16 protein-coding genes are annotated in these 20,872 nt (G+C 61.9%); 12 read left to right on the forward strand and 4 right to left on the reverse strand.

The genetic code is table 11. The features are described from left to right. Positions 1-168: 168 nt before the first annotated feature. Positions 169-1,677, forward strand: coding sequence for a cardiolipin synthase (gene cls / locus NQ036_RS10340; protein ID WP_257047987.1), 1,509 nt, complete (start codon positions 169-171; stop codon positions 1,675-1,677). Positions 1,678-1,697: 20 nt separating this feature from the next. Here the strand turns inward: cls and NQ036_RS10345 are convergent, their stop codons facing one another. Beyond that, complete coding sequence (locus NQ036_RS10345; protein ID WP_257048028.1) at positions 1,698-2,498, reverse strand: HAD-IIA family hydrolase; 801 nt, start codon at positions 2,496-2,498, stop codon at positions 1,698-1,700. A 190-nt stretch (positions 2,499-2,688) separates the two neighbouring features. Here NQ036_RS10345 and NQ036_RS10350 point away from each other — a divergent pair, with 190 nt between their 5' ends. From NQ036_RS10350 to NQ036_RS10365, 4 genes are read left to right on the forward strand one after another with little or no spacing between them, the layout of a single operon-like run. Then, the gene (locus NQ036_RS10350; RefSeq protein ID WP_257058727.1) at positions 2,689-3,681 is read left to right on the forward strand and encodes an ABC transporter substrate-binding protein; all 993 of its coding nucleotides are present in this window, start codon (positions 2,689-2,691) and stop codon (positions 3,679-3,681) included. 11 nt (positions 3,682-3,692) lie between these two features. Beyond that, on the forward strand, positions 3,693-4,892 hold the full coding sequence (locus NQ036_RS10355) for a M20/M25/M40 family metallo-hydrolase (RefSeq protein ID WP_257058729.1): 1,200 nt from the start codon (positions 3,693-3,695) through the stop codon (positions 4,890-4,892). An 11-nt stretch (positions 4,893-4,903) separates the two neighbouring features. After that, on the forward strand, positions 4,904-5,782 hold the full coding sequence (locus NQ036_RS10360; protein ID WP_257058732.1) for an amino acid ABC transporter permease: 879 nt from the start codon (positions 4,904-4,906) through the stop codon (positions 5,780-5,782). Beyond that, the gene (locus tag NQ036_RS10365; protein WP_306427584.1) at positions 5,779-6,552 is read left to right on the forward strand and encodes an amino acid ABC transporter ATP-binding protein; all 774 of its coding nucleotides are present in this window, start codon (positions 5,779-5,781) and stop codon (positions 6,550-6,552) included. Before NQ036_RS10360 ends, NQ036_RS10365 begins: the two co-directional genes overlap by 4 nt. A 99-nt stretch (positions 6,553-6,651) precedes the next feature. On the opposite strand, the gene NQ036_RS10370 is transcribed toward NQ036_RS10365, so the two are convergent. After that, positions 6,652-8,604, reverse strand: a complete 1,953-nt coding sequence (locus NQ036_RS10370) for a gamma-glutamyltransferase family protein (RefSeq protein WP_373566590.1) — start codon at positions 8,602-8,604, stop codon at positions 6,652-6,654. A 144-nt stretch (positions 8,605-8,748) separates the two neighbouring features. On the opposite strand from NQ036_RS10370, the gene NQ036_RS10375 reads away from it, so the two are divergent. Next, on the forward strand, positions 8,749-9,294 hold the full coding sequence (locus NQ036_RS10375; protein WP_257058734.1) for a type 1 glutamine amidotransferase domain-containing protein: 546 nt from the start codon (positions 8,749-8,751) through the stop codon (positions 9,292-9,294). Between the two features lie 198 nt (positions 9,295-9,492). Here the strand turns inward: NQ036_RS10375 and NQ036_RS10380 are convergent, their stop codons facing one another. Next, positions 9,493-9,804, reverse strand: coding sequence for a hypothetical protein (locus NQ036_RS10380; RefSeq protein WP_257058736.1), 312 nt, complete (start codon positions 9,802-9,804; stop codon positions 9,493-9,495). 71 nt (positions 9,805-9,875) lie between these two features. After that, positions 9,876-10,190, reverse strand: coding sequence for a hypothetical protein (locus NQ036_RS10385; protein WP_257058737.1), 315 nt, complete (start codon positions 10,188-10,190; stop codon positions 9,876-9,878). Between the two features lie 227 nt (positions 10,191-10,417). On the opposite strand from NQ036_RS10385, the gene NQ036_RS10390 reads away from it, so the two are divergent. The 6 genes from NQ036_RS10390 (at position 10,418) to NQ036_RS10415 (ending at position 20,537) form a co-directional block, all read left to right on the forward strand. Then, positions 10,418-11,260, forward strand: coding sequence for a deaminase (locus NQ036_RS10390; protein ID WP_257058739.1), 843 nt, complete (start codon positions 10,418-10,420; stop codon positions 11,258-11,260). A 97-nt stretch (positions 11,261-11,357) separates the two neighbouring features. Beyond that, on the forward strand, positions 11,358-11,870 hold the full coding sequence (locus tag NQ036_RS10395) for an NYN domain-containing protein (RefSeq protein WP_257058740.1): 513 nt from the start codon (positions 11,358-11,360) through the stop codon (positions 11,868-11,870). Continuing rightward, complete coding sequence (locus NQ036_RS10400) at positions 11,867-13,786, forward strand: N-6 DNA methylase (RefSeq protein ID WP_257058741.1); 1,920 nt, start codon at positions 11,867-11,869, stop codon at positions 13,784-13,786. Before NQ036_RS10395 ends, NQ036_RS10400 begins: the two co-directional genes overlap by 4 nt. Before the next feature lie 258 nt (positions 13,787-14,044). Continuing rightward, complete coding sequence (locus tag NQ036_RS10405; protein ID WP_257058742.1) at positions 14,045-16,039, forward strand: class I SAM-dependent DNA methyltransferase; 1,995 nt, start codon at positions 14,045-14,047, stop codon at positions 16,037-16,039. Beyond that, complete coding sequence (locus NQ036_RS10410; RefSeq protein WP_257058743.1) at positions 16,036-17,352, forward strand: restriction endonuclease subunit S; 1,317 nt, start codon at positions 16,036-16,038, stop codon at positions 17,350-17,352. Before NQ036_RS10405 ends, NQ036_RS10410 begins: the two co-directional genes overlap by 4 nt. After that, on the forward strand, positions 17,349-20,537 hold the full coding sequence (locus tag NQ036_RS10415) for a type I restriction endonuclease subunit R (protein ID WP_257058744.1): 3,189 nt from the start codon (positions 17,349-17,351) through the stop codon (positions 20,535-20,537). Before NQ036_RS10410 ends, NQ036_RS10415 begins: the two co-directional genes overlap by 4 nt. Positions 20,538-20,872: the final 335 nt, after the last annotated feature.

A 20,872-nucleotide genomic window follows, 5' to 3' on the forward strand; every position in this document is an offset into this window, starting at 1 on the left:
GCGCACGGGGAGCACAAGGTGAACCGCGGGTGAACTATAACGTGGGAATACTGTGTGTGGTGGAATCACCATGCATCGGGACTGCCACGGGTGCACGCTTCCGCCCCCTTGGAATGCGAACCTGCGGCCGGGCGCATTCATGGCCGCTGCGGATGCGAAGATAGCAGGGTGGATCTCTTCGCTCTGCTGCCGTCCGGCCTCGAATCCGCCTCGATCTTCACCATCACGACCCTGATAGCGGAATACGTGGTCAAGATCGTGGCGATCGGCGTCGTTCCCGAAGACCGCAAACCGGGTTCGGGGACCGCCTGGCTGCTGGTCATCCTGTTCCTGCCCGTGGTGGGAATCCCGCTGTTCCTGCTCATCGGCAATCCGTACATCAACCGGCGCCGACAGCGGATCCAGGCACGGTCGAACGCGATCATGAAGCTGGGCACGGAGGACGTCCCCGACTATCCGGTCCAGCTGGAAGCCGCGATGCGCGCGGACCCGGCCCTGGCCTCGATCGTGGGGATGTCGCGCAGGTTGACCAGCCTGCCGATGGTCGCGGGAGTCAACCACGGACTGTCCGGGGACTACGAGGGCAATATCCGCCGGATGGCGGCGGCCGTTGACGCGGCAGACGACTACGTCTTCTGCGGTATCTACATCATGGCCCGCGATGCCACGACCGAAGTCTTCTTCGCAGCGCTGGAGCGGGCGGCGGCCCGCGGGGTCGAGGTCAAGGTGCTGTTCGACCACATCGGTTCGCGCAAGTACCCCGGTTTCAAGCAGTTGGGCCGTTCGCTGTCGGCCGCCGGCATCGAATGGCATCTGACCCTGCCGTTCATCCCGTGGCGCGGGCATCTGCGGCGGATCGACCTGCGCAATCACCGCAAGCTGCTGGTGGTCGACGGGCAGCGGGGCTTCATGGGCTCGCTCAATATGATCGATTCGAGTTATCTGCTGCAGAAGAACGTGCGGGTCGGCAGGCATTGGAACGACGTGCTGGTCGAGCTGTCGGGGGAGATCGTCGCGGAACTCGAAGCCGTGTTCGCCACCGACTGGTTCTCCGAATCGGGCGAGGAGATCGGGATCCGCGAGTACCGTCCGACCCAGGGCGCCGAGGCCGCCATGGGCGGGCAGGACAACGCACTGCAGCTGATCCCCTCGGGACCGGGCTACCGGACGGAGCCCAATCTGCGGGCGTTCACCGCGCTGATCAACAATGCGCTGGACAATGTCAGGATCGTCAGCCCCTACTTCGTCCCGGATGAATCGATCCTGGCCGCGATCGTCACCGCCTGCTACCGCGGTGTGCGGGTGGAACTCTACGTCAGCGAAAAGGCCGATCAGTTCATGGTCGATTACGCCCAGTCCTCGTACTATCAGGCGCTGTTGGACGCGGGCGTGCACATCTATCTGTTCCCCAAGCCCGCGGTGCTGCACACCAAGGCCTTCACGATCGACGACCGGATCGCGGTTGTCGGATCGTCGAATATGGACATGCGCTCGTTCGGGTTGAACTACGAGATCAGCCTGCTGGCCTTCGCCGGCGATCTGGTCGCGCAGACCGTGGAGATCATCGACGGCTACCAGGCGAAGTCACGGCGCCTGATGCGGCCAGAATGGCACCACCGGCCCTACTGGCGGCGCTACCTGGAATCGGTCTTCCGGCTCACCTCGGCCCTGCAGTAGGGACTACCTCGAATAGGGACTTACTGCGCAGCCGGTGGTGCGGCCGCCAGGGCCTGGGCCAGTTCGTCCACCCCGCCGACCACATGATCGGGACGGAAGGGGAAAGTGTCGACGTCGCGGCGGGAGCTGATGCCCGAAAGGACCAGGAAGGTGTGCAGTCCGGCCTCCATGCCGGCCATGATGTCCGTGTCCATCCGGTCGCCGATCATCGCGGTGGACTTCGAATGGGCCCCGATCTTGTTCAGGGCCGAGCGGAACATCATGGGATTGGGCTTGCCCACCACATAGGGTTCGGCGCCCGTGGCCTTCGTGATGAGACTGGTGATCGCGCCGGTGGCCGGCAGGATGCCCTCGGGGGAGGGGCCTGTGGCATCCGGGTTCGTGGCGATGAACCGGGCGCCGCGGGAGATCAGACGGATCGCCTTGGTGATCGCCTCGAAGGAATAGGTGTGCGTCTCCCCGACGACTACGAAGTCGGGATCCGCTTCGGTCATGATGAAGCCGGCGTCGTGCAGGGCGGTGGTCAGTCCGACCTCGCCGACGACGAAGGCGGAGCCGCCGGGGGCCTGATTGGCCAGGAAATCCGCGGTGGCCAGAGCCGAGGTCCAGATCCGTTCCTCCGGAACGTCCAGGCCCATGCCGTGCAGGCGGGCCGCCAGATCACGCGCGGTGTAGATCGAGTTGTTCGTCAGCACCAGGAAGGGCGTGTCGTTGACCCGCCACTGCGCCAGCAGTTCGGCCGCACCCGGCAGTGCCTGTTGTTCGCTGACCAGGACCCCGTCCATATCGGTCAGCCAGCATTCGATGTTCTCAATCCCCATAGTCCCCATGGCCTCCAGCCTAGTGGACGTGGGCCACCGGTGGATTGCCCACGGGTGAATGCCGGGTGGACTGGTGAGCGCCGAATGGACCGCTGGGCGGGCGCGGGAGTGGACAAGTGCGCGGGCCGAAACATTGTCCGAGTAACATTTCCCGTGTCCCTCTCCATATATTCAACTCTTCAGGGGTGCCATGTTCACAACGCAGCGTTTCAGCCGTCCGTCCGACCGCGTCGCCGGTCGTCATCATCGGTCGAACCGCCGACACGCGATGAGCCTGGCAGCCGTCGTGGCAGCCGGCTCTCTGCTGCTGACCGCCTGCGGTGGTTCCGAGGGCGACAGCGGTGACACCGGCGCCGGCGACTCCGACATTCCGAAGGTCGAGTCCCTGGACAAGGTCGCCAAGGACGATGCGCTGGCCAAGCGCCTGCCCAAGAAGATCGCCGACCGCGGCACGCTGGTCGTCGGTTCCGACACGACCTTCCCGCCGGCGGAGTTCCTGGCGGGCAAGGACGGCCAGACCGCAGTGGGCAACGAGGTCGACATGTCCAAGGCGATCGCGGCCAAGCTGGGTCTGAAGCTTGACTTCCAGTCCTCGAGCTTCGACGCGATCCTGCCGGGCATCGGCAGCAAGTACGACCTGGGCTACTCGTCGTTCAACATCACCAAGAAGCGCCTGCAGGCCGTGGACTTCGTGTCCGCTTCCCAGGGCGGCACGACCCTGCTGGTCAAGAAGGGCAATCCCGACGGGCTGAAGTTCGACAATCTGTGCGGGCACAACATAGCCGTGCAGATCGGGACCACGCAGCAGGACGACACCGAGAAGATGAGCAAGAAGTGCACGGACGCCGGTGAGAAGGCGCTCAACGTCACCCCGCTCAAGATCACCACGGATGCCGTGACCCGCCTGTCGGGCGGCACCGTCGACGGCGTGCTGTCGGGGACCTCGACCCTGGGCTATGCCGCGACGCAGTCGCATGGCGCGCTGGAGACCATCGACGATGTCTACGCCACCGCGCAGACCGGCATCGCGGTGGATAAGAAGGACAAGGAATGGTCCAAGCTGTTGGCCGACACGATGAACGCGCTGATCAAGGACGGCACCTACGGTGACGTCATGAAGGCCTGGGGCCAGGAGGCCTCCATGATCAAGAAGTCCGAAGTCAACCCGGCGACGGACCTGTGATGGGGGAGCCGATGACCGAAACGAATCCGGCAGCACTGCCCGAGGTCGCCACTGAGCTGACCGCGATCGCGCAGCGCGAACCGCAGACCCTGGCCCAACAGATCGCGTTGAGCGAGATCCCAGCGCCCTCCTTCGCCGAGGGCCCCCGCGCCCAGGAGTTCGCCCGCCTGTTGGCCGCGGCCGGGGTGCACGACATCGAAATCGACGCATCCCACAATGTGATCGGCCGGCTGGGTCCGGCGGATACCAAGCTGCTGCTGACCGGCCACCTGGACACCGTGTTCGACCAGGACACGGATGTGCACGTGACGACCGATGAGGCCGGCGTGCTGCACGGGGCGGGCATCTGCGATGATGCCCGCGGCCTGGCCGCGGTGCTCAGCGCCGCCAAATCCCTGGCCGCCCTGGAGGACGGCCTGGAGACGGGCATCCTGATCGGCGCGAACGTGCTGGAGGAGGGCAAGGGCAACCTGGGCGGGATTACCGGCCTGCTCGACACCCTGGCCGGGCGCTTCGAGGCCTTCATCACCGTCGACGGCGCGAATCCCGAACGCATTGTGACGATCGGGCCGGCCTGCCACAGCTTCCTCGTGACCTTCACCGGCCCCGGCGGACACGCCTACGGGGATGCCGGCCGGGTCTCCGCCGTGCACGCGGCCGGCAGGGCCACCGTGGCCGTTGCCGACCTCGAGGTCGCAGCCGTTCCGAAGACCATTGTCAACGTGGGTGCGATCCGCGGCGGGGTCACGGAGACCTCGATCGCCTACCAGTGCACGGTGGAGATCGACATGCGCAGCGATGAACAGCCCGTGCTCGACGACCTCGTCGCCCGGGTGCGCCAGGCGATCGAAGCGGCAGTGGCCGTGGAGAACGACCGGGCGGACACCTCGGCCGGGGAGATCACCTATGAGATCGCCACGACCTGCGACATCCCCGGCGGTACCCTGCCCGAGGACGCGGAACTGGGCCGGGCGGCCCTGGCCGGCTACGGCGCGGTGGGCCTGGAGCCCTACCTGGGGGCCGCTGCGACCACGGATGCGAACGTGCCGCTGAGCCGGGGCATCCCCGCCCTGTGCGTGGGCGGCGGCGGCGCGGCCGGGAACAACCATTCGACGAATGAGTACTTCGACCCGACCGACAGTCATCTGGGGCCGCAGGGCATCCTGTTGACCGCTCTGAGCTTCGCGGGATACCGCGCAGCGACCGTCTGAGGAGGGACACGATGGCATTTCCCGCCTCATGGCGCACACCCCGGCAGAAGGACGGGGTGGATCTGATCAATGCGCGTCCCGTCCGCCACCCGTGGCGGTACGTGATCGCGATCGTCATCCTCTACATCGCGGTGTGCGTGGTCGACGGCTTCCGCACCAATGAGAACTTCCACTGGGACGTCGTCGGGGAGTACCTGTTCGACCGGATGGTCATCAAGGCGCTGGGCTGGACCCTGCTGCTGACCGTCGTCGCGATGGCCCTGGGCATCGTCCTGGCGGTGGCGCTGGCGCTGATGCGGCAGTCGGCGAACCCGTTGGCCAAATGGGTGGCGAACCTGTGGATCTGGTTCTTCCGCGGCACACCCGTGTACACGCAGCTGCTGTTCTGGGGCCTGGTCGCGACCCTGTACCCCACGTTCACGATCGGCCTGCCGTTCGGCGGACCCACCTTCGTGTCCTTCGAGACGCAGAAGTTCTACTCGGCCGCCGTGGCCGCGATCCTGGGCCTGGGCCTGAACGAATCGGCGTACCTGGCGGAGATCTTCCGCGCGGGCTTCCAGTCCCTGCCCAAGGGGCAGTTCGAGGCCGCGGCCGCGCTGGGCCTGCCGCGGCGCCGCACCATGTGGAATGTGATCCTGCCGCAGGCCATGCGCGTGATCATCCCGCCGACGGGCAATGAGCTCATCGGCATGCTCAAGTCCACCTCGCTGGTGTTGGCCGTGCCGTTCACGTTCGAACTGACGTACGTGACGAACTCCGTGGCCAACCGCCTGTACCTGCCCGTGCCCATGTTGATGGTCGCGGCGATCTGGTACATCATCATCACCTCCGTGCTGATGGTCGGTCAGCACTTCCTGGAGAAGAAGTTCGGAAAGGGCGTGTCCGTATGAGCGGGGCTGAGAAGATGGTCGAGCTCAAGGGCGTGCACAAGTTCTTCGGCGAGCACCATGTGCTGCAGGGCATCGACCTTGCGGTGGCACCCGGCGAGGTCGTCACCCTGATCGGGCCTTCGGGCTCCGGCAAGTCGACGGTGCTGCGCTCGATCAACCTGTTGGAGCACGTGGAGGCCGGCGAGATCTACGTCGACGGCCAGCGGATGGGCTACAAGACGTTGGCCGATGGGACCCTGGCGGAGCTGACCGATTCGGAGATCGCCCAGCAACGGCGGCCGATCGGCATGGTGTTCCAGCGCTTCAACCTGTTCCCGCACCTGACGGTGTTGAAGAACGTGGAGCTCTCCCCGCGGCTGACGCAGAAGCGCAAACCGCGTGAACTCCGCGAGCAGGCGCTGGCCCTGTTGGAGCGGGTGGGTCTGGCCGACAAGGCCGAGGCCTATCCCGAACAGCTGTCCGGCGGGCAGCAGCAACGCGTGGCGATCGCCAGGGCACTGGCGCTGAATCCGGACCTTATGCTGTTCGACGAGCCGACCAGCGCGCTGGACCCGGAATTGGTGGGCGATGTCCTGGAGGTCATCCGGGAACTGGCGGCCGACGGCATGACGATGCTCATCGTCACGCACGAGATCGGCTTCGCCCGCAGCATTTCGGACAAGGTGTTGTTCATGGACGGCGGTGTGATCCAGGAGCAGGGCAAGCCCGCCGATGTGATCGGAAATCCGCAGAACCCCCGCACCCAGGAGTTCCTCTCCAAGGTGCTGTAGGGCTGCCCGGTTGGCATTCGCAAACACGCCTTTGGCACGGAAACACGTCACTATACAGACGTGTTTCCGTGCCAAAGGCGTGTTTAGGCGTCTTACAGCTCAGCGGCCCGCGGCGTAGCCCTGAGCACCACGTGGATTGGCCGCGGCCTGCAGGTCACCGGTGGCGGGATCGCGGGTGATGGCGGACAGCCTGCCCAGCGCCCAGTCTCCGGCGCACGTGACCCGGTGGCCCCGGGCGCGCAGGCCGTCGATGACCGCTTCGCCCAGCCGGTCCTCGACCACGGCCGAGGCCGGGTCCCAGGTCCGCGGATAGAACGAGGCCGGCATCGCGTTCGTGTGGAACGCCGGCGCGTCGATCGCCTGCTGTGGTTCGTACTCGCCCACCAGCAGCCGCAGCACCAGGAGCAGCTGCCACTGATCCTGCTGGTCCCCGCCCGGAGTGCCCAACACCGCGACGGTCTGCCCGTCCTTCTGGATCAGCGTGGGGCTCAGCGTGGTGCGCGGCCGTTTGCCCGGCGTCAGAGCTGAGGGCGATGATTCGTCCAACCAGGTCATCTGCAGGCGGGTGCCCAGACAGAAGCCCAGACCCGGCACCGTGGGGGAGGACTGCAGCCAGCCGCCCGATGGCGTCGCCGAAATCGCATTGCCCCAACGGTCCACCACATCGATATGACAGGTGTCGCCGCGGTGCGTGCCGTCGGCGGCGGTCTGCACTGCGGAGTCGTTCGTCTGCATGGTCGGTTCGCCCGAACCCTGGCCTGCACCCGGAGCATGTGCGGCGGCGTACTGTGCCCACTCGTCCTCGGCGATCAGGGGCGGTGCGAAGGCACTGCCGCCGGGCAGCAGGGACAGGAGCTCCGCAGGCAGGGTGCCGGGGCGGAACTCGGCACTGGCGGTATCGGTGATGAGCGTGCGGCGTTCGGCCGCGTACTCGTCGGAGAGCAGGTACTCCAGCACCCGGCCGGTGGCATCCGTGTCCGCATCGCCGTAGTAGACGTCGCGGTCGGCCAGGACCAGTTTGAGGGTCTCCAGGATCGTGTGCGCGCCCAGTTCGCTGGACGGGTCGAGGCGGTCGTCGGAGAATCCGTCGAGGATCTTCAGGGCCTGCAACAGGATGGGGCCCTGGCCCCAGGCGCCGATCTTGGAGACCGTGTAGCCGCGGAACTCGACGCTGGCCGGAGCCTCGAATCTGGAGCATTCGCGTGCCAGGTCAGCGGCGGTGATGACGCCGGCGTAGTCGCCGCCGTCGGCGTGGCGGTGTGGGGTCTTGACGAACTCGGCGATCGTCTGGGCGACCCGGCCGGTGTGCCACAGGTCGCGGGCGGCCTGGATGCGAGCGGCACGGGAGGTGGCCTCGGCCCCGGCGGAATCGGGCGCCGAGGCCGCGGCCAGTTCGCGCAGCACCTGGGCGTATTCGGGATTGCGCACGGTGGTGCCGGGCGCGGGGACCTGGCCGTCGGAAGTCAGCCACAGGTCCGCCGAGGACGGCCAGTGTTCGGTGAACAGGTCCTTGACCCGGGCGATGGTGGCGGTGGCCGAGGCGAGGATCGCATGTCCGTGTTCGGCGTAGTGGATCGCGTAGGCCAGGACATCGGGCAGCTCCCAGCTGCCGTGGGTGATCAGCAGGTTCAGCCACATGTCGACCGAGGTGGGGATGGCCGCGGCCAGTGCGCCCGCGCCGGGCACGAAGTCCAGGCCGAGTGCCTTGTACGCCTCGACCGAGGCGCCGGCCGGGGCATCGCCCTGGCCCATCATGATCTGGGGTGCAGGGTGCGGTTCCGCGGCGGTGGGTGCGGTGGTGAGGACACCGGTCATGTCCCCTGCCGGGCCGTTGAGGTGCGGTTCGACCACGTGCAGGACGAAGGCGCCTGCGGCAGCGGCGTCGAAGGCGTTGCCCCCGCGTTCCAGCACGGACTGGGCGGTGGCGGTGGCCAGCCAGTGGGTGGAGGCAGCCATACCGAAGGAGCCCTGCAGGCTGGGGCGTGTGGTGTGGGTGGCGGCTGGCGTGAACTGGGCGTTGGCGGGCGAGGCCAGTGCGTGGAAGAAACTCATGGTCAGAGCCTATAGGGAGGGTGTGACACGGGTGTGTCCGGTGTCACGATGTGGGTGGGGAATAGAGAATTCGGGGACCTTGCGTCTGTGGTGCGATGGGTGTTCCATGGTGGGACATACGAAACCGCGTGAAAGGAGCTCGTCATGGCAATCGCCGATAAGAAGGTGGCCTTCCTGCTGACCCGCGGGGTCGAAGAGGTCGAACTGACCGGGCCGCTCAGTGCCGTGCGCGGGGCCGGAGCCCAGGCGGTTATCGTGTCGCCCTGGGACGACGGGCCGCTGACTGCGCTGAACAGTGATTGGCACAAGGGTGAGGACTTCGAGGTCGACGTGCCCGTGATCGCCGCGAACGCGGAGGACTACGACATGCTGGTCATGCCGGGCGGCACGCTCAATGTGGACAATTTGCGGACCTCGGCACCGGCGGTGGAGTTCGTCAAGGCGTTCTTCGAGGCCGGAAAGCCGGTGGCCGCGATCTGCCATGCGCCGTGGATGCTGGCCGAGGCTAAGCTGGCGCAGGGCCGGACGCTGACCAGCTACCACTCGATCAAGCAGGACCTGCTCAACGCCGGGGCGAACTGGGTGGACCAGGAACTGGTGCGCGACGGCAACCTGATCACCTCCCGTAGTCCGGATGATCTGGAGGTCTTCGATAAGGCCATCGTCCAGGAGCTGGAGTCGCTGGGGTGATGGGGTTGGTTGTGGGGTGACAGTGCAGTTACGCGCTCCAGTCGATGACGATCGCTCCGCGACATCCGTTTGGGTCGGTGCAGTGACGGTAGCCGTCCGGGTAGTCGGCTTCGGCATCTTCGAGGGTGGCGTATTCGTGTCCATCGTTCGCATTGCAGGCAGGACATCCGTCGCCTAACTCTGAGGCCCATATGTCGGTCATGGCGTGCAGCCTTCCCCGCTGTTGTGTCGGTGGCGGAGCCTGTCTAGGAGGACATCTGACGGGAGGGCAGTCTGACTGTGGGTCGTTGCACCGGTTAGGTCTTCTGGTTGAGAAGCTCCGGTGGCTACGAGGGTTTGACCGCAGTTAAGTCCAAAGGAAACCGCTGCATTTCGCGCCATCGCGGCCGCCAGATCCCACTCGTGGTCGTTGAGGACCTGGTCGAGGAAGTCCGCGTCGTTATCGTCGAGGTGTGGGCGCACGAGGTTGGCAAGCAGGAGGGCTGCTGTCTCTTCCTCCGTCGTGTTCATTGCTCCACGATATCGTTGTCGACCTTGGGATGGAATACCGTGTTGCCCTACCTCACTGGGGCTTTTCTGCGTCACTCCGACTGCGGCGTCACCAGCTTCCTCTGCGCTGCCTCAAGGTCGTTTAGGTCCGCAATGGCTTCATCGTCGAAGTAAGCGAGGTCAGCGATCTCCCGCAACTGGTCGATGAGAGCCTGCGGAATCTGCAGGTTGTGCTCAAGGATGATGTCGATTGCCCCGGAGATGGCAGCTGCAGAACTGTCACATGCCGCTACCTCCTCCAACGGTTCGATCTCGGCCGCGTTGACAACTCGAGACGCTAGGGAGAGAAGGTGGGGCAGGATCTCTTCCCGTCTGCGGTTCAGTTCCTGCTGGGGATACCGAGCCAATTTGCTTCACCTGCCTCTTGGTCTTAATGCGGATCGTGGTCTCTGCGCCTCCTACGATACCGAGGCCTTCTTTGCCCACGGCATGTTCCAATGGGCTGGAATATCCCCACGGGCGCCGCTACTCCGGTCTTTACGCCTCAGCAACCGGTCGCAAGGGTGGAGCTTAAATGGTGGGATAGTCTCGGCTCTAGCTGTTGCGTAGTGTGGAGCAGTGAGGAGCGGTATCTGTGTCGGTTACTACTATCGGTGAAGTTGAGCGTGCTTATGCAGCCAGGGCGATCGAAGAAGCGTTGAAGAGCGTCGGTAATGTACGTGTGGGAGCAGTCATTGTGCGAGGGGGAGCAGTTCTTGCAACGGGGTACAGAGGTGAAGTAGACGCCTTGCATGCTGAGCAAGTTGCGCTGCGTAAGGCTGAAACCCAAGGTGTTGACGTTAAAGGGGCGACGCTCTACACGACTTTAGAGCCATGTGCGAACTCACGTACGTCGCGGATCCCCTGCGCGGAGTTGGTCGCACAAGCGGGTATCGCGGAGGTTCATATCGGCGAGTATGACCGGAATCCCCAAGTGTACAGGCTCGGTTGGAAGCACCTTCGCGACAGCGGAATAGTGCTGCGCGACTTTCCGGCTGACCTTAGAGAACGGGCGAGAGAAGCATCAGAAGACTTCACCAAGGTGTTCATCAGAGGGGTTGGTCTTAGTGGTGGCGCGAAGTTCGACTTCACGCAAAATGGCGGGTGCTTCTCAATCAGAGTAGGTGAAGCCAAGGGGACGCCGGAATGGGAGACACGGTGGACGAACTGCGGAGCAGATGCAATCTACTTGAACGGAGGGCGTCCCGGGGTTGTTGCACATGCCCGGTACGCCGAAAAGTTTGAGGAGATCGACGATCCGGATGCCCTTGACTTTGAGGATCATTCGCCGAGGATCGGGGTTGGGGAGATTGGTGTTGTGCGCAACGAGCAAGGGCATGTGCTGTGCAAGGTGAAGGCACTAGAACCTACTGCTGATTACGGCGGGGCTGGACAGGTGTCGGTCACCATTGCGTGGGAGATCCGTCTGCGAGGCTAGCTGAGTGGTTGTCCTGGCTGAGTGTGTCAGCCGCAGAGAAAATTGTGTGAACTAGATTCACTTGACTCTCATCGTTTCCGTGCTCTAGTCTTAAAGCATGAAAACTCGATTCACAGATTCTATCCACCGCGGAGGCCTGCATGCAGCGGACCTGCCCAGCCGTCGTCTTGTGCTCGTCGATATTGAGAACGTTGTTGGGGGCGGCGTGTGTATGCCACATGAGGTCCAACGTGCTCAAACTGCTGTTGTAACGGCGGTAGGTCTTCGCCCTGGGGATCAAGTCATCCTGGCTTGCGGCCGCTTTGGAGCCGACGTTGTTGGGTTCGAATGGGAAGGCGCCCGTCGCCTACTCTTCCGCGAGGGCCCTGATGGGGCCGATCTGGAACTCCTTGAAGTTCTGGGGAACGAGCATGTTGAAGAGCGTTACTCAGAAGTGGTTCTGGTGTCGGGCGATGGGATTTTCGCTGAAATCGTAGCCCGACTTGGCCAGTTCGGCGTCGATGTAACAGTGGCAAGTCTGCCGGACTCTTGCTCTAAGCGGCTCAAGCTGGCAGCAGCCCGTATGGTAGATATCCACTTCGACCTGAGCGGACTTACGGAGGCAGCATGAACATCCCTACAGTCGGGGGCCTTTTGGCACCGAAGGACATCGCAGACATGGCTGGTGTTTCTCGCGCGGCAGTGAGTAACTGGCGCAAACGCCTTTCAGACTTCCCTGAGCCGGCTTCGGGAACTGCGAGTAAGCCGCTGTTCTTGAAGTCAGATGTTGAAGCCTGGCTTGTAGCGCATCCTGGCAAGACGAAGAGCAAACCACGCAGCGGTGAGGGCATCGCCACGTGGGAAGGTGACCTGTGGGGAGTCTTGAATAGGCTTCGTGGTCGAGTCGGCACTTCTGCGCTGAGCCGTGTGATTGTTCAACTGGCCGTCGGTGCTTTCTCAGATGAAAAAGTTCAGGCGAAGGGCAAGGGCTCTGCTGACGTGGATGACGAACTCCGGCAGGTGATCGAATCCATTCCCCGCGGAGAACTCGTGGCTGTTGTCGATCGGACTCTTGAGCGGCTGGTTCGCTCTGAAGGTAGGTCTGGTGGGAATGAAGGGTTTGTCGGGTCCCGTATCAGCACCATGCTGGCAACGTTGGGATCGCATCTGCAAGACGGGACGTTATATGATCCCGCCTGTGGCATAGGAGTAGCGCTACTGCAAGCGGTTCAAATGGGAGCGCGTCCGGAGCGTCTCGTTGGTGATGAGATCCATCAGGAGCCGGCGGCGATTGCTCGAGGACGAGCAAAACTCAAAGGTATCGACCTTAATGTGTATGAAGGGGATGTGCTTAGGGTGGATCCTGATCCAGATCTGCGCGCGGATCTGATCATCGCAGAACCACCGTTCGGCCTGAAAACCGGCGAAAAAGTGAGCTCCACTGATGCGCGTTGGAGATTTGGTGTTCCTCCGAAGTCCCGGGCAGATTCTCTTTGGTTGCAGCACGTAGTTGCTCATCTTGCACCTGGTGGTACTGGGTACGTCGTGACGACACGTGGTTTGCTAATCCATGGTGGGGCAGAATCTGAGATACGGCGAAATCTGCTTCAGGGCGGACACGTCAAGACAATCGTTGCGCTGCCTGGCAAGATGCTCCCGTACACATCGATTCCTGTTGCGCTGTGGGTGCTGGGCGACGGCGCTGGTGAACAACGTGGGGACGTGCTCTTCATCAACGCGGAAGATGTCGAAGCCCCAGAAACTCTGGTCGATAGCTGGCTGTCTGATGATGGCAACCTGGCTGCCGTCCCCCACGCGTATGTACAGGTTGCGGACCTCGTTACGGAGGGCGCCGATCTGAATCCTCTGAAGTGGGTTCCACTTGAAGTAGCGGACACTGAACAACTGCGTGAGGTATTTAAGTGTTCTTCGACACAGATAGCTGATCTAGCAGTAGATTTGCAATCCGTGGCGCACCGGCTGATCGCCCCTGCCATGGCTGAAGAGCCTAAAGTACTGACAGTCAGGCAACTCATCGAAGCAGACATCGTGGAACTGATGAGGTCAACGCTGTCGTCGAAGTCCAATACGCAGTATTCGGTGAGTGGGCGTGATATCCGCGCAGGGGTGCTCCCTCAAGTGGCGGACCCGTCGTTAGACGACGGTGACCAGTCCTTCACCTTGCCGGGGGACCTGTTGGTTGCGACTGCAAATGGCATCAGCGCTGTTGTTGATGAGCTTGGCGGCCATGTTCCCGGTTTAGGCGTTCACTGGTTGCGCATTACCGATAGTGCACGATTGGATCCCCGGTTCTTGGCAGACTCTCTGACAGGCAACTGGAATCAACGTTTCGGAGGAGGCACTGTTGCTGGTGCTTCTGTGCGCGACCTTGAAGTGCCGATGCTTTCGGTGGAAGCGCAGCGGGAACTATCGGAAGTCGTCGATGCCGCACGGAAGGCGCAACAACTTGCGGAGCAAGTCCGCAAAAGCGCCAACTCCGTGACAGAAACACTGCTTGCCGCAGCACGTAAGGGTATCACTCTGTAGCCGCAGCCTGCGGCAACGGGCGTCCGCATCCCCGCTGTCGCGGGGCACACCATGATGCCGAACTCGTTGCAAGCCAGGGCGAAGGATCATCCCCGCTGCTGCGGGGCACATGCTTCCTGAACGGACTCGGCACCCAGTATCCACCCAATCATCCAACGGTTCAAGGGTCGATCCCATTTCGTCTGAACCAGAGATGCTCACCACCCAAATCTCGTTAGTATGGCGGTAAAGCCGCCATCGTAAAGGAAAGTCTTCCCCTTGCCTCAACCCACCAGTTCCTTCAATCACGCCTCCTTCATCTGGCAGGCCGCGGACATCCTGCGCGGTACCTACAAGCAGCACGAATACGGCGACATCATCCTGCCGTTCACAGTGCTTTTCCGACTGGATGCGGTCCTAGCCCCAACCAAGGCCGGAGTGCTGGCCATCACAGACAAGCTCGCTCGCGATGCGGAGCCCAGTCTTGGACTATTGCGCAACCGTGCGGGACACGACTACACGTTCTTCAACCGCAGTCACCACGAACTGCACACGCTGACGTCTGATGCGGAGAATCTGGCGGACAACCTCCGTGACTATGTCCAGAGCTTCTCTTCCAACGTCCGCGACATCTTCGAGCAATACAAATTCGAGGATACGATCTCGGATCTGGCTGCCAAAGACCTACTTCTTCAGCTGCTCCAGCACTTCGCCAAGACCGATCTGAGCCCAGTCAATGTCGACAATATGGCCATGGGCCATATTTTCGAGGAGCTTATCCGCAGGTTCGCCGAAGCCTCTAACGAGACCGCCGGTGAACACTTCACACCGCGCGAAGTCATCCAGCTCATGGTGACCCTCCTGACAACTGACGACGAAGACCTCACCACGCCGGGCATCATTCGCAGCGTGTACGACCCCACGGCTGGCACGGGCGGCATGCTTTCGGTTGCCGAGGACAAGATCCGCGATATGAACCTGAAGGCCACCGTCACACTGTGGGGTCAGGAGATCAACCCCGCATCGTATGCGATCTGCAAGGCCGACATGGTCGTCAAAGGGCAGTCGATCGACAACATCGTGCTGGGCAATACGCTGACCGAGCCGGCATTCGAGAAGGACACCTTCCACTTCGGACTGTCGAATCCGCCCTTCGGCGTGGACTGGAAGCAGTACCGTAAACAGGTCACGACCGAGCATGAGGTCCGCGGCTTCAACGGACGCTTCGGTCCTGGGTTACCGCGGGTGTCCGACGGCTCCCTGCTCTTCCTGATGCACCTGGTATCCAAACTGCGTGAACCCAGCGTCACAGGTCCCGACGCCGAGGCCGCAGGTCGTGGCGCGATCGTCCTCAACGGATCGCCGCTGTTCACCGGAGGCGCAGGGTCCGGCGAGTCAAATATCCGCAAGTGGCTCCTGGAAAACGACCTGCTCGAAGCTATCATCGGGTTGCCCACCGACATGTTCTACAACACGGGTATCAGCACGTACATCTGGCTGCTGAACAAGCACAAGAATCCCGAGCGCCGCGGCAAGGTCCAGCTCATCGACGCCACCGAGATGTTCCACAAGATGCGCAAATCCGTGGGTTCTAAGCGCAAGGAACTGGGCGAAGATGACATCGCGACCGTCCAGCGTCTGTTCGCCGACTTCGTAGAGACCAAGCATTCGAAGATCTTCTCCACAGAGGACTTCTTCTATCGCACCATCACGGTCGAACGGCCCCTGCGCCTGAACTACGCCCTCACGCCAGACCGCATCGAACGCGCCCTGGCTACCAAGCAGGTAGGCAAGCTTCCTGAATCCGAGCGGGAGGCACTCGCACGTGCTTTGTATACTGCCGCCGAGGCAGCAGCCGGCATCGTGCACACGAACCGTCAAGAGTTCCAGTCGAGCCTGATGAAGGCCGTCGGTGCCGAGGGATTGGCGCTCAAGCCCGCGCTGGTGAAGGTGCTTATGACCGAGCTGTCCGAACATGACGAGGACGGCGAGTTGGTCACCGATCGTAAGGGGAGCCCGCAGGCGGATTCGTCCTTGCGCGATACGGAGAACGTGCCCTGGGACCAGGACATCGACGAATACCTGGAGCGCGAGGTCAAACCCTTCGTACCGGACGCGTGGATCGACGAGTCCAAGACCAAGGAAGGTGCAGAAATCCCCTTCACCCGGCACTTCTACGAGTATGTCCCGCCCAGGCCATTGGAAGAGATCGACCGGGACCTGGATGAGGTCCTGGGTAGGATTCGCGCACGTCTCGAGCAGGTGAAGGCATGAACGACAAATTGCTGCCAAGCATCTGGAAGCAACTTCCGTTGGGGCGAGTATTTGGAAAGCAAAATCGACCTCCCTTCGTGAATGGCGGAGTTATAACTGCATTCAGAGATGGACAAGTATGCTTACGTGCCCGTCGCCGCACGGAAGGTTTTACTGAGGCCATACAGGAGATCGGATACCAGGGAATCTGTCGGGGTGACTTAGTCATTCATGCAATGGATGGATTTGCGGGTGCGATCGGAGTCTCCGAAGATGATGGCAACAGCTCCCCGGTCTACAGCGCGCTTGTGCCGATCGGCGACGCAGAACCACGATTCTTTGCGTACGTGCTGCGAAATTATGCGTTGTCCGGCGTGATACAGTCCATGACTCAGGGAATACGTGAGAGATCAACTGACTTCCGTTGGGCAACAGCGAAAACCGTCCTAGTACCGGTTCCATCATCCTACGAGCAGCGCCAGATTGCGGACTACCTGGACCACGAGACCGCCGAAATCGACGCCTTCATCTCCGACCAGGAACTGTTCATAGCCTTGACCCGGGAACGATCTGTCGCAGAGACATACGCAATAGCTACTGGTCGAACGCTCTTTCAAGCCCGAACGCCCTCGAACTCTTCATTTTGGCGGGATCTCCCGGATGATTGGACTCTGCAAAAAATTGGCTGGCACTTTTCGATCCGAAATGGCTCGACGCCAAAATCCGACGACGCCCGGTTTTGGGATGATGGGGGATTCCCCTGGCTCAACAGCTCGGTGGTAAATCAAAAAATTGTAACCGCACCTTCACGGCGTGTTTCCGATGTCGCATTATCTGAACTGCATCTTCCCATCATAGAGCCCGGTAGTCTGTTGATCGGTATTACTGGCCAAGGGAAGACCCGCGGGTTGGTTACTGAGGTTGCCATTAGAACCACAATAAATCAACATGTTGCTGCGCTGACTGCCCGTGAAAGTCGGGTTATTTTGACGCCGTTCTTGCGATTGGCATTGACGGCAGCATACGGCGATCTCAGGTTCCTAAGCGATGGAAATGGAGGGACTAAAGGTGCGCTAACAGTGGAAATGCTTCAGCACTATTATGTCCCCGTGCCTCCGCTGAATCTCCAAACACGACTCGTTGACGAGTGGAACTCATCTGGTTTGGCATCAGCAGAAATGGCGTCTGACGCCACTCGCGCCATAGCTCTCGCAAAGGAACGCCGCGCGGCCCTTATTTCCGCTGCCGTGACCGGGCAGATTGACGTGACGAACCCTCATACGCACCGCAAACCTACTGTCGATCAGATTCAGGATGAGCTGGAGGCATCATGACCCAGGTCCACCAGGAAAAGGCCTTCCAAACGGAGATAGCCCAGTACCTAGAACAGCACGGCTGGCTACACTCCCCAGACTCCTCTGGCTACGACAAGCAGCGGGCGCTCTTCCCCGAAGACGTACTCACCTGGTTGGCCGAAACCCAGCCGAAGAACTTTCGGAAGATTGTTCCGGAAGGCGATGTCGCCTCGTCCGCTACGGTGAAGAAGGCCCAGGCGCGCATCCTGGATCGGATCGCTAAGACTCTGGCTCTCCCAGAATCCCAGGGCGGAGGGACGCTACGGCTACTGCGGCGTGGGTTCGATCTGGCCGGGGCCCGCCGGTTCGACATGATGACTGCTCCACCGGCTGATGACCGCAACCCGCAGCTGACCGCCAAGTACAAGAAGAACCGTCTGCGGGTAGTGCAGGAGGTCGTGTATTCGCAAGACAAAGCGGACCGGATCGACCTGGTGCTGTTCCTCAACGGCATCCCCGTGGCCACGATCGAACTCAAGACTGACCTCACCCAATCTGTTGGTGACGCGGTCGCCCAGTACAAGCATGACCGCCGCCCGGAACACGAACCGCTGCTCACCTACGGACGGGGTGCACTGGTGCACTTCGCCGTGAGCGACTCGGACATTCAGATGACCACTCACCTGGAGGGTGAGGCAACCCGGTTCCTACCGTTCAACAAGGGCCACAATAACGGCGCCGGCAATCCTCCTGTGGACCACGATGCCCGCACCAGCTACCTGTGGCGCGAAATCCTGGACCCGGACACCTGGCTGACGATCATCTCGAAGTTCATCTACGTCAACCACAACCGGACCACCGATCCGCTGACAGGCAAGCAGCTCGACAGGACTCAGATCCGTTTCCCCCGCTACCACCAGTGGCGATCGGTGACCCGTCTGGTCGATGCTGCACGCCAGGAAGGATCCGGGCACAAGTACCTGGTGCAGCATTCGGCTGGTTCGGGCAAAACCGATTCGATCGCCTGGACCGCGCACAGGCTGGCGTCGTTGCATACGGTGGCGGGCGATAAGGTCTTCGATTCGATCATCGTCATCGCCGACAGGCAGGTGCTGGATCGGCAGCTTCAAGACGCGGTGGATCAGCTGGTCGTAGCGACTGGTCAGTTCCAGGCGGTGACCCGCGGTAGTGAAGGCTCCAAGACCACTCAGCTGATCGAGGCGCTTGAATCCGGCGTGCAGATCATCGGCGTCACCCTACAGACCTTCCCTCATGCGTTGGCAAAGATGCGTGAGGATGGGGGTTCATTGGCCGGAAAGAAGTTCGCGGTGGTCGTGGACGAGGCGCACTCTTCGCAGAGCGGAAATGCGGCCAAGGCAGTGAAGGAGACGCTCTACCTCAACGACGAAGCCGAGGAACCAGCGGCAGGTGAGAATGACCTCGGCGACCCGGATTTTGAGCCTGCGGGAGCAGACCAGGATGTGCTCAATGCCATGGCCGCCCATGCCGATCAGGACCAAAGGATCTCGTTCTTCGCGTTCACCGCCACACCCAAGGCCAAGACCCTCGAATTATTCGGCCGACCGGGTGCTGATGGCGCGCCGGAGCCCTTCGACCTGTACTCGATGAAGCAGGCCATTGAAGAGGGCTTCATCCTCGACGTGCTGAAGAACTATACGACCTATGAGATGGCCGCGCGGATCGCACAAAAGGCCACTGAAGACGGGGGAGGTGAGGAGATCGACGTGCGTCGGGGTACCCGCGCGTACATCGGCTTGGTGGAGCTGCACCCCACCAATGTGGCCAGCAAGGTCGCTGAGATCCTCGCTCACTTCACGACCACTGTGCAACACCAATTGGGTGGTAGGGCCAAGGCGATGGTCGTGACTTCATCGCGGAAGGCCGCAGTGCAGTATCAGCGTGCGTTCACTCGCGCCATCGCACAGCGAGGACTGAATGTGCATACGCTGGTGGCGTTCTCTGGACAGCTACCGGATCCCGCTGTCGAACAGACCCCCGGTGTGCCCTCCATAGTCCCTGATGTAAGCGAGGCATCCGAGAATCGTGACAACCCGGGGTTCCGCGGGGGAGCGGTCGATGAGGCCTTCCATCAGGAGGGGCAACACATCCTGATCGTGGCGAACAAATACCAGACCGGTTTCGATGAGCCCCTGCTTGTCGCCATGTACGTGGATAAGCAACTGTCCGGTATATCCGCCGTGCAGACGTTGTCACGGCTCAACCGGATCGCACTGGGCAAGACCGATACTTATGTGCTGGACTTCGTCAACGATCCGCAGGAGGTCTTGCGCGCGTTCCAGACCTACTATGAGGACGCCACGATCGAAACCGAATCCGATCCGGATCTGGTGGCCGACCTGCTGGGCAAGCTCGAAGGCGCTGCGCTGTTCACCTGGGCTGAGGTCGATAGGACCTGGGAGGCGTGGAGTATTGCCGGCGGTGAGCTCAAGGGGGCTAAGGGCCAGTCAGGGCACAATGCGGTGATGGGCTGTCTGGCTCCGGCGATCGATCGCTTCGCCGACCGCTGGAAGTCCGCCGTTGCCAGGGGTGACAAGGACGGGCATGAACGGCTAGAGGAGTTCCGGGACACCCTGGGTAGCTATGTGAAGGCGTATTCGTTCTTCAGTCAGCTCATTCATTTCGGTGATCCTCGGTATGAGAAGCTGGGCGTCTTCGCGGATCTGCTGGGGCGTAGCCTGCGCGGCTTCGGCGCCGATGATCCCGGGATCAAAGCTGTGGACGTGTCGGACGTGGTGCTCACTCACTACAAGCTTGAGAAGGTGCGGCAGGAGACGCTCGAACTGCATGCCGGGGAAGGCCACGGGTTGCAGGGTATGACCGAGGCCGGCTTGGCGCGCGAGGCCGAGCGTAAGACGGCTACCCAGACCGAACTTATCGAGAAGGTCAATCACTATTTCGGCGATCTGACGGATAATCCCGACTATGCCGTCGGCGCGATCGACCTCATTAACTATGAAATCACGACCTACGTTGATTTGCGCGAACAGGCAAAGCACAACTCGGATGCCGACCTGCGGAGCTCTCCGACCCTGCGGACAGAGATCGAGAACGCACTGTTCCGTGAGGATTCGACGTCCAACGCGGTCAGGGAACGCCTGCAGGAGATGCCCTATGAGCAGCTGTTGGAGCTACTCGAGATGGCAGGCCTGTTCTCTAAGCTGCGTGGGGAGGAGAGCGCGTGAGGTAGAAATTTCTGTCAATCCTCTACAGGTATTTCCACCCGGTAGTTGGCACATATCTAGTGGGGCATATTGTCGGTGCAGGAGTCGTCCCAGGGGTAGCCGTCTCGCTAGGGAAAATTCGGCTCGCGCGCCGAGCTTGTCGTGTATAGGTAACAGACTCATTCGATTTGGAGAGTGTAGACGAGACCTGAATCCACCAGACTTTAGTGGCTCATCCGATTTGGGAGTGTAGTTGGGGTCTGAATCCCCCTGCTTCCAGGAGGCTGCGTGCAACGTAGTTGGTCAGGTTCCGGAAGCCGAGGGCGGAGCCTCGGAGGTGCTCGAGTCTTCCGTTG

The organism is Brevibacterium sp. 91QC2O2, assembly GCF_024580695.1.
Lineage (GTDB): Bacteria > Actinomycetota > Actinomycetes > Actinomycetales > Brevibacteriaceae > Brevibacterium > Brevibacterium moorei.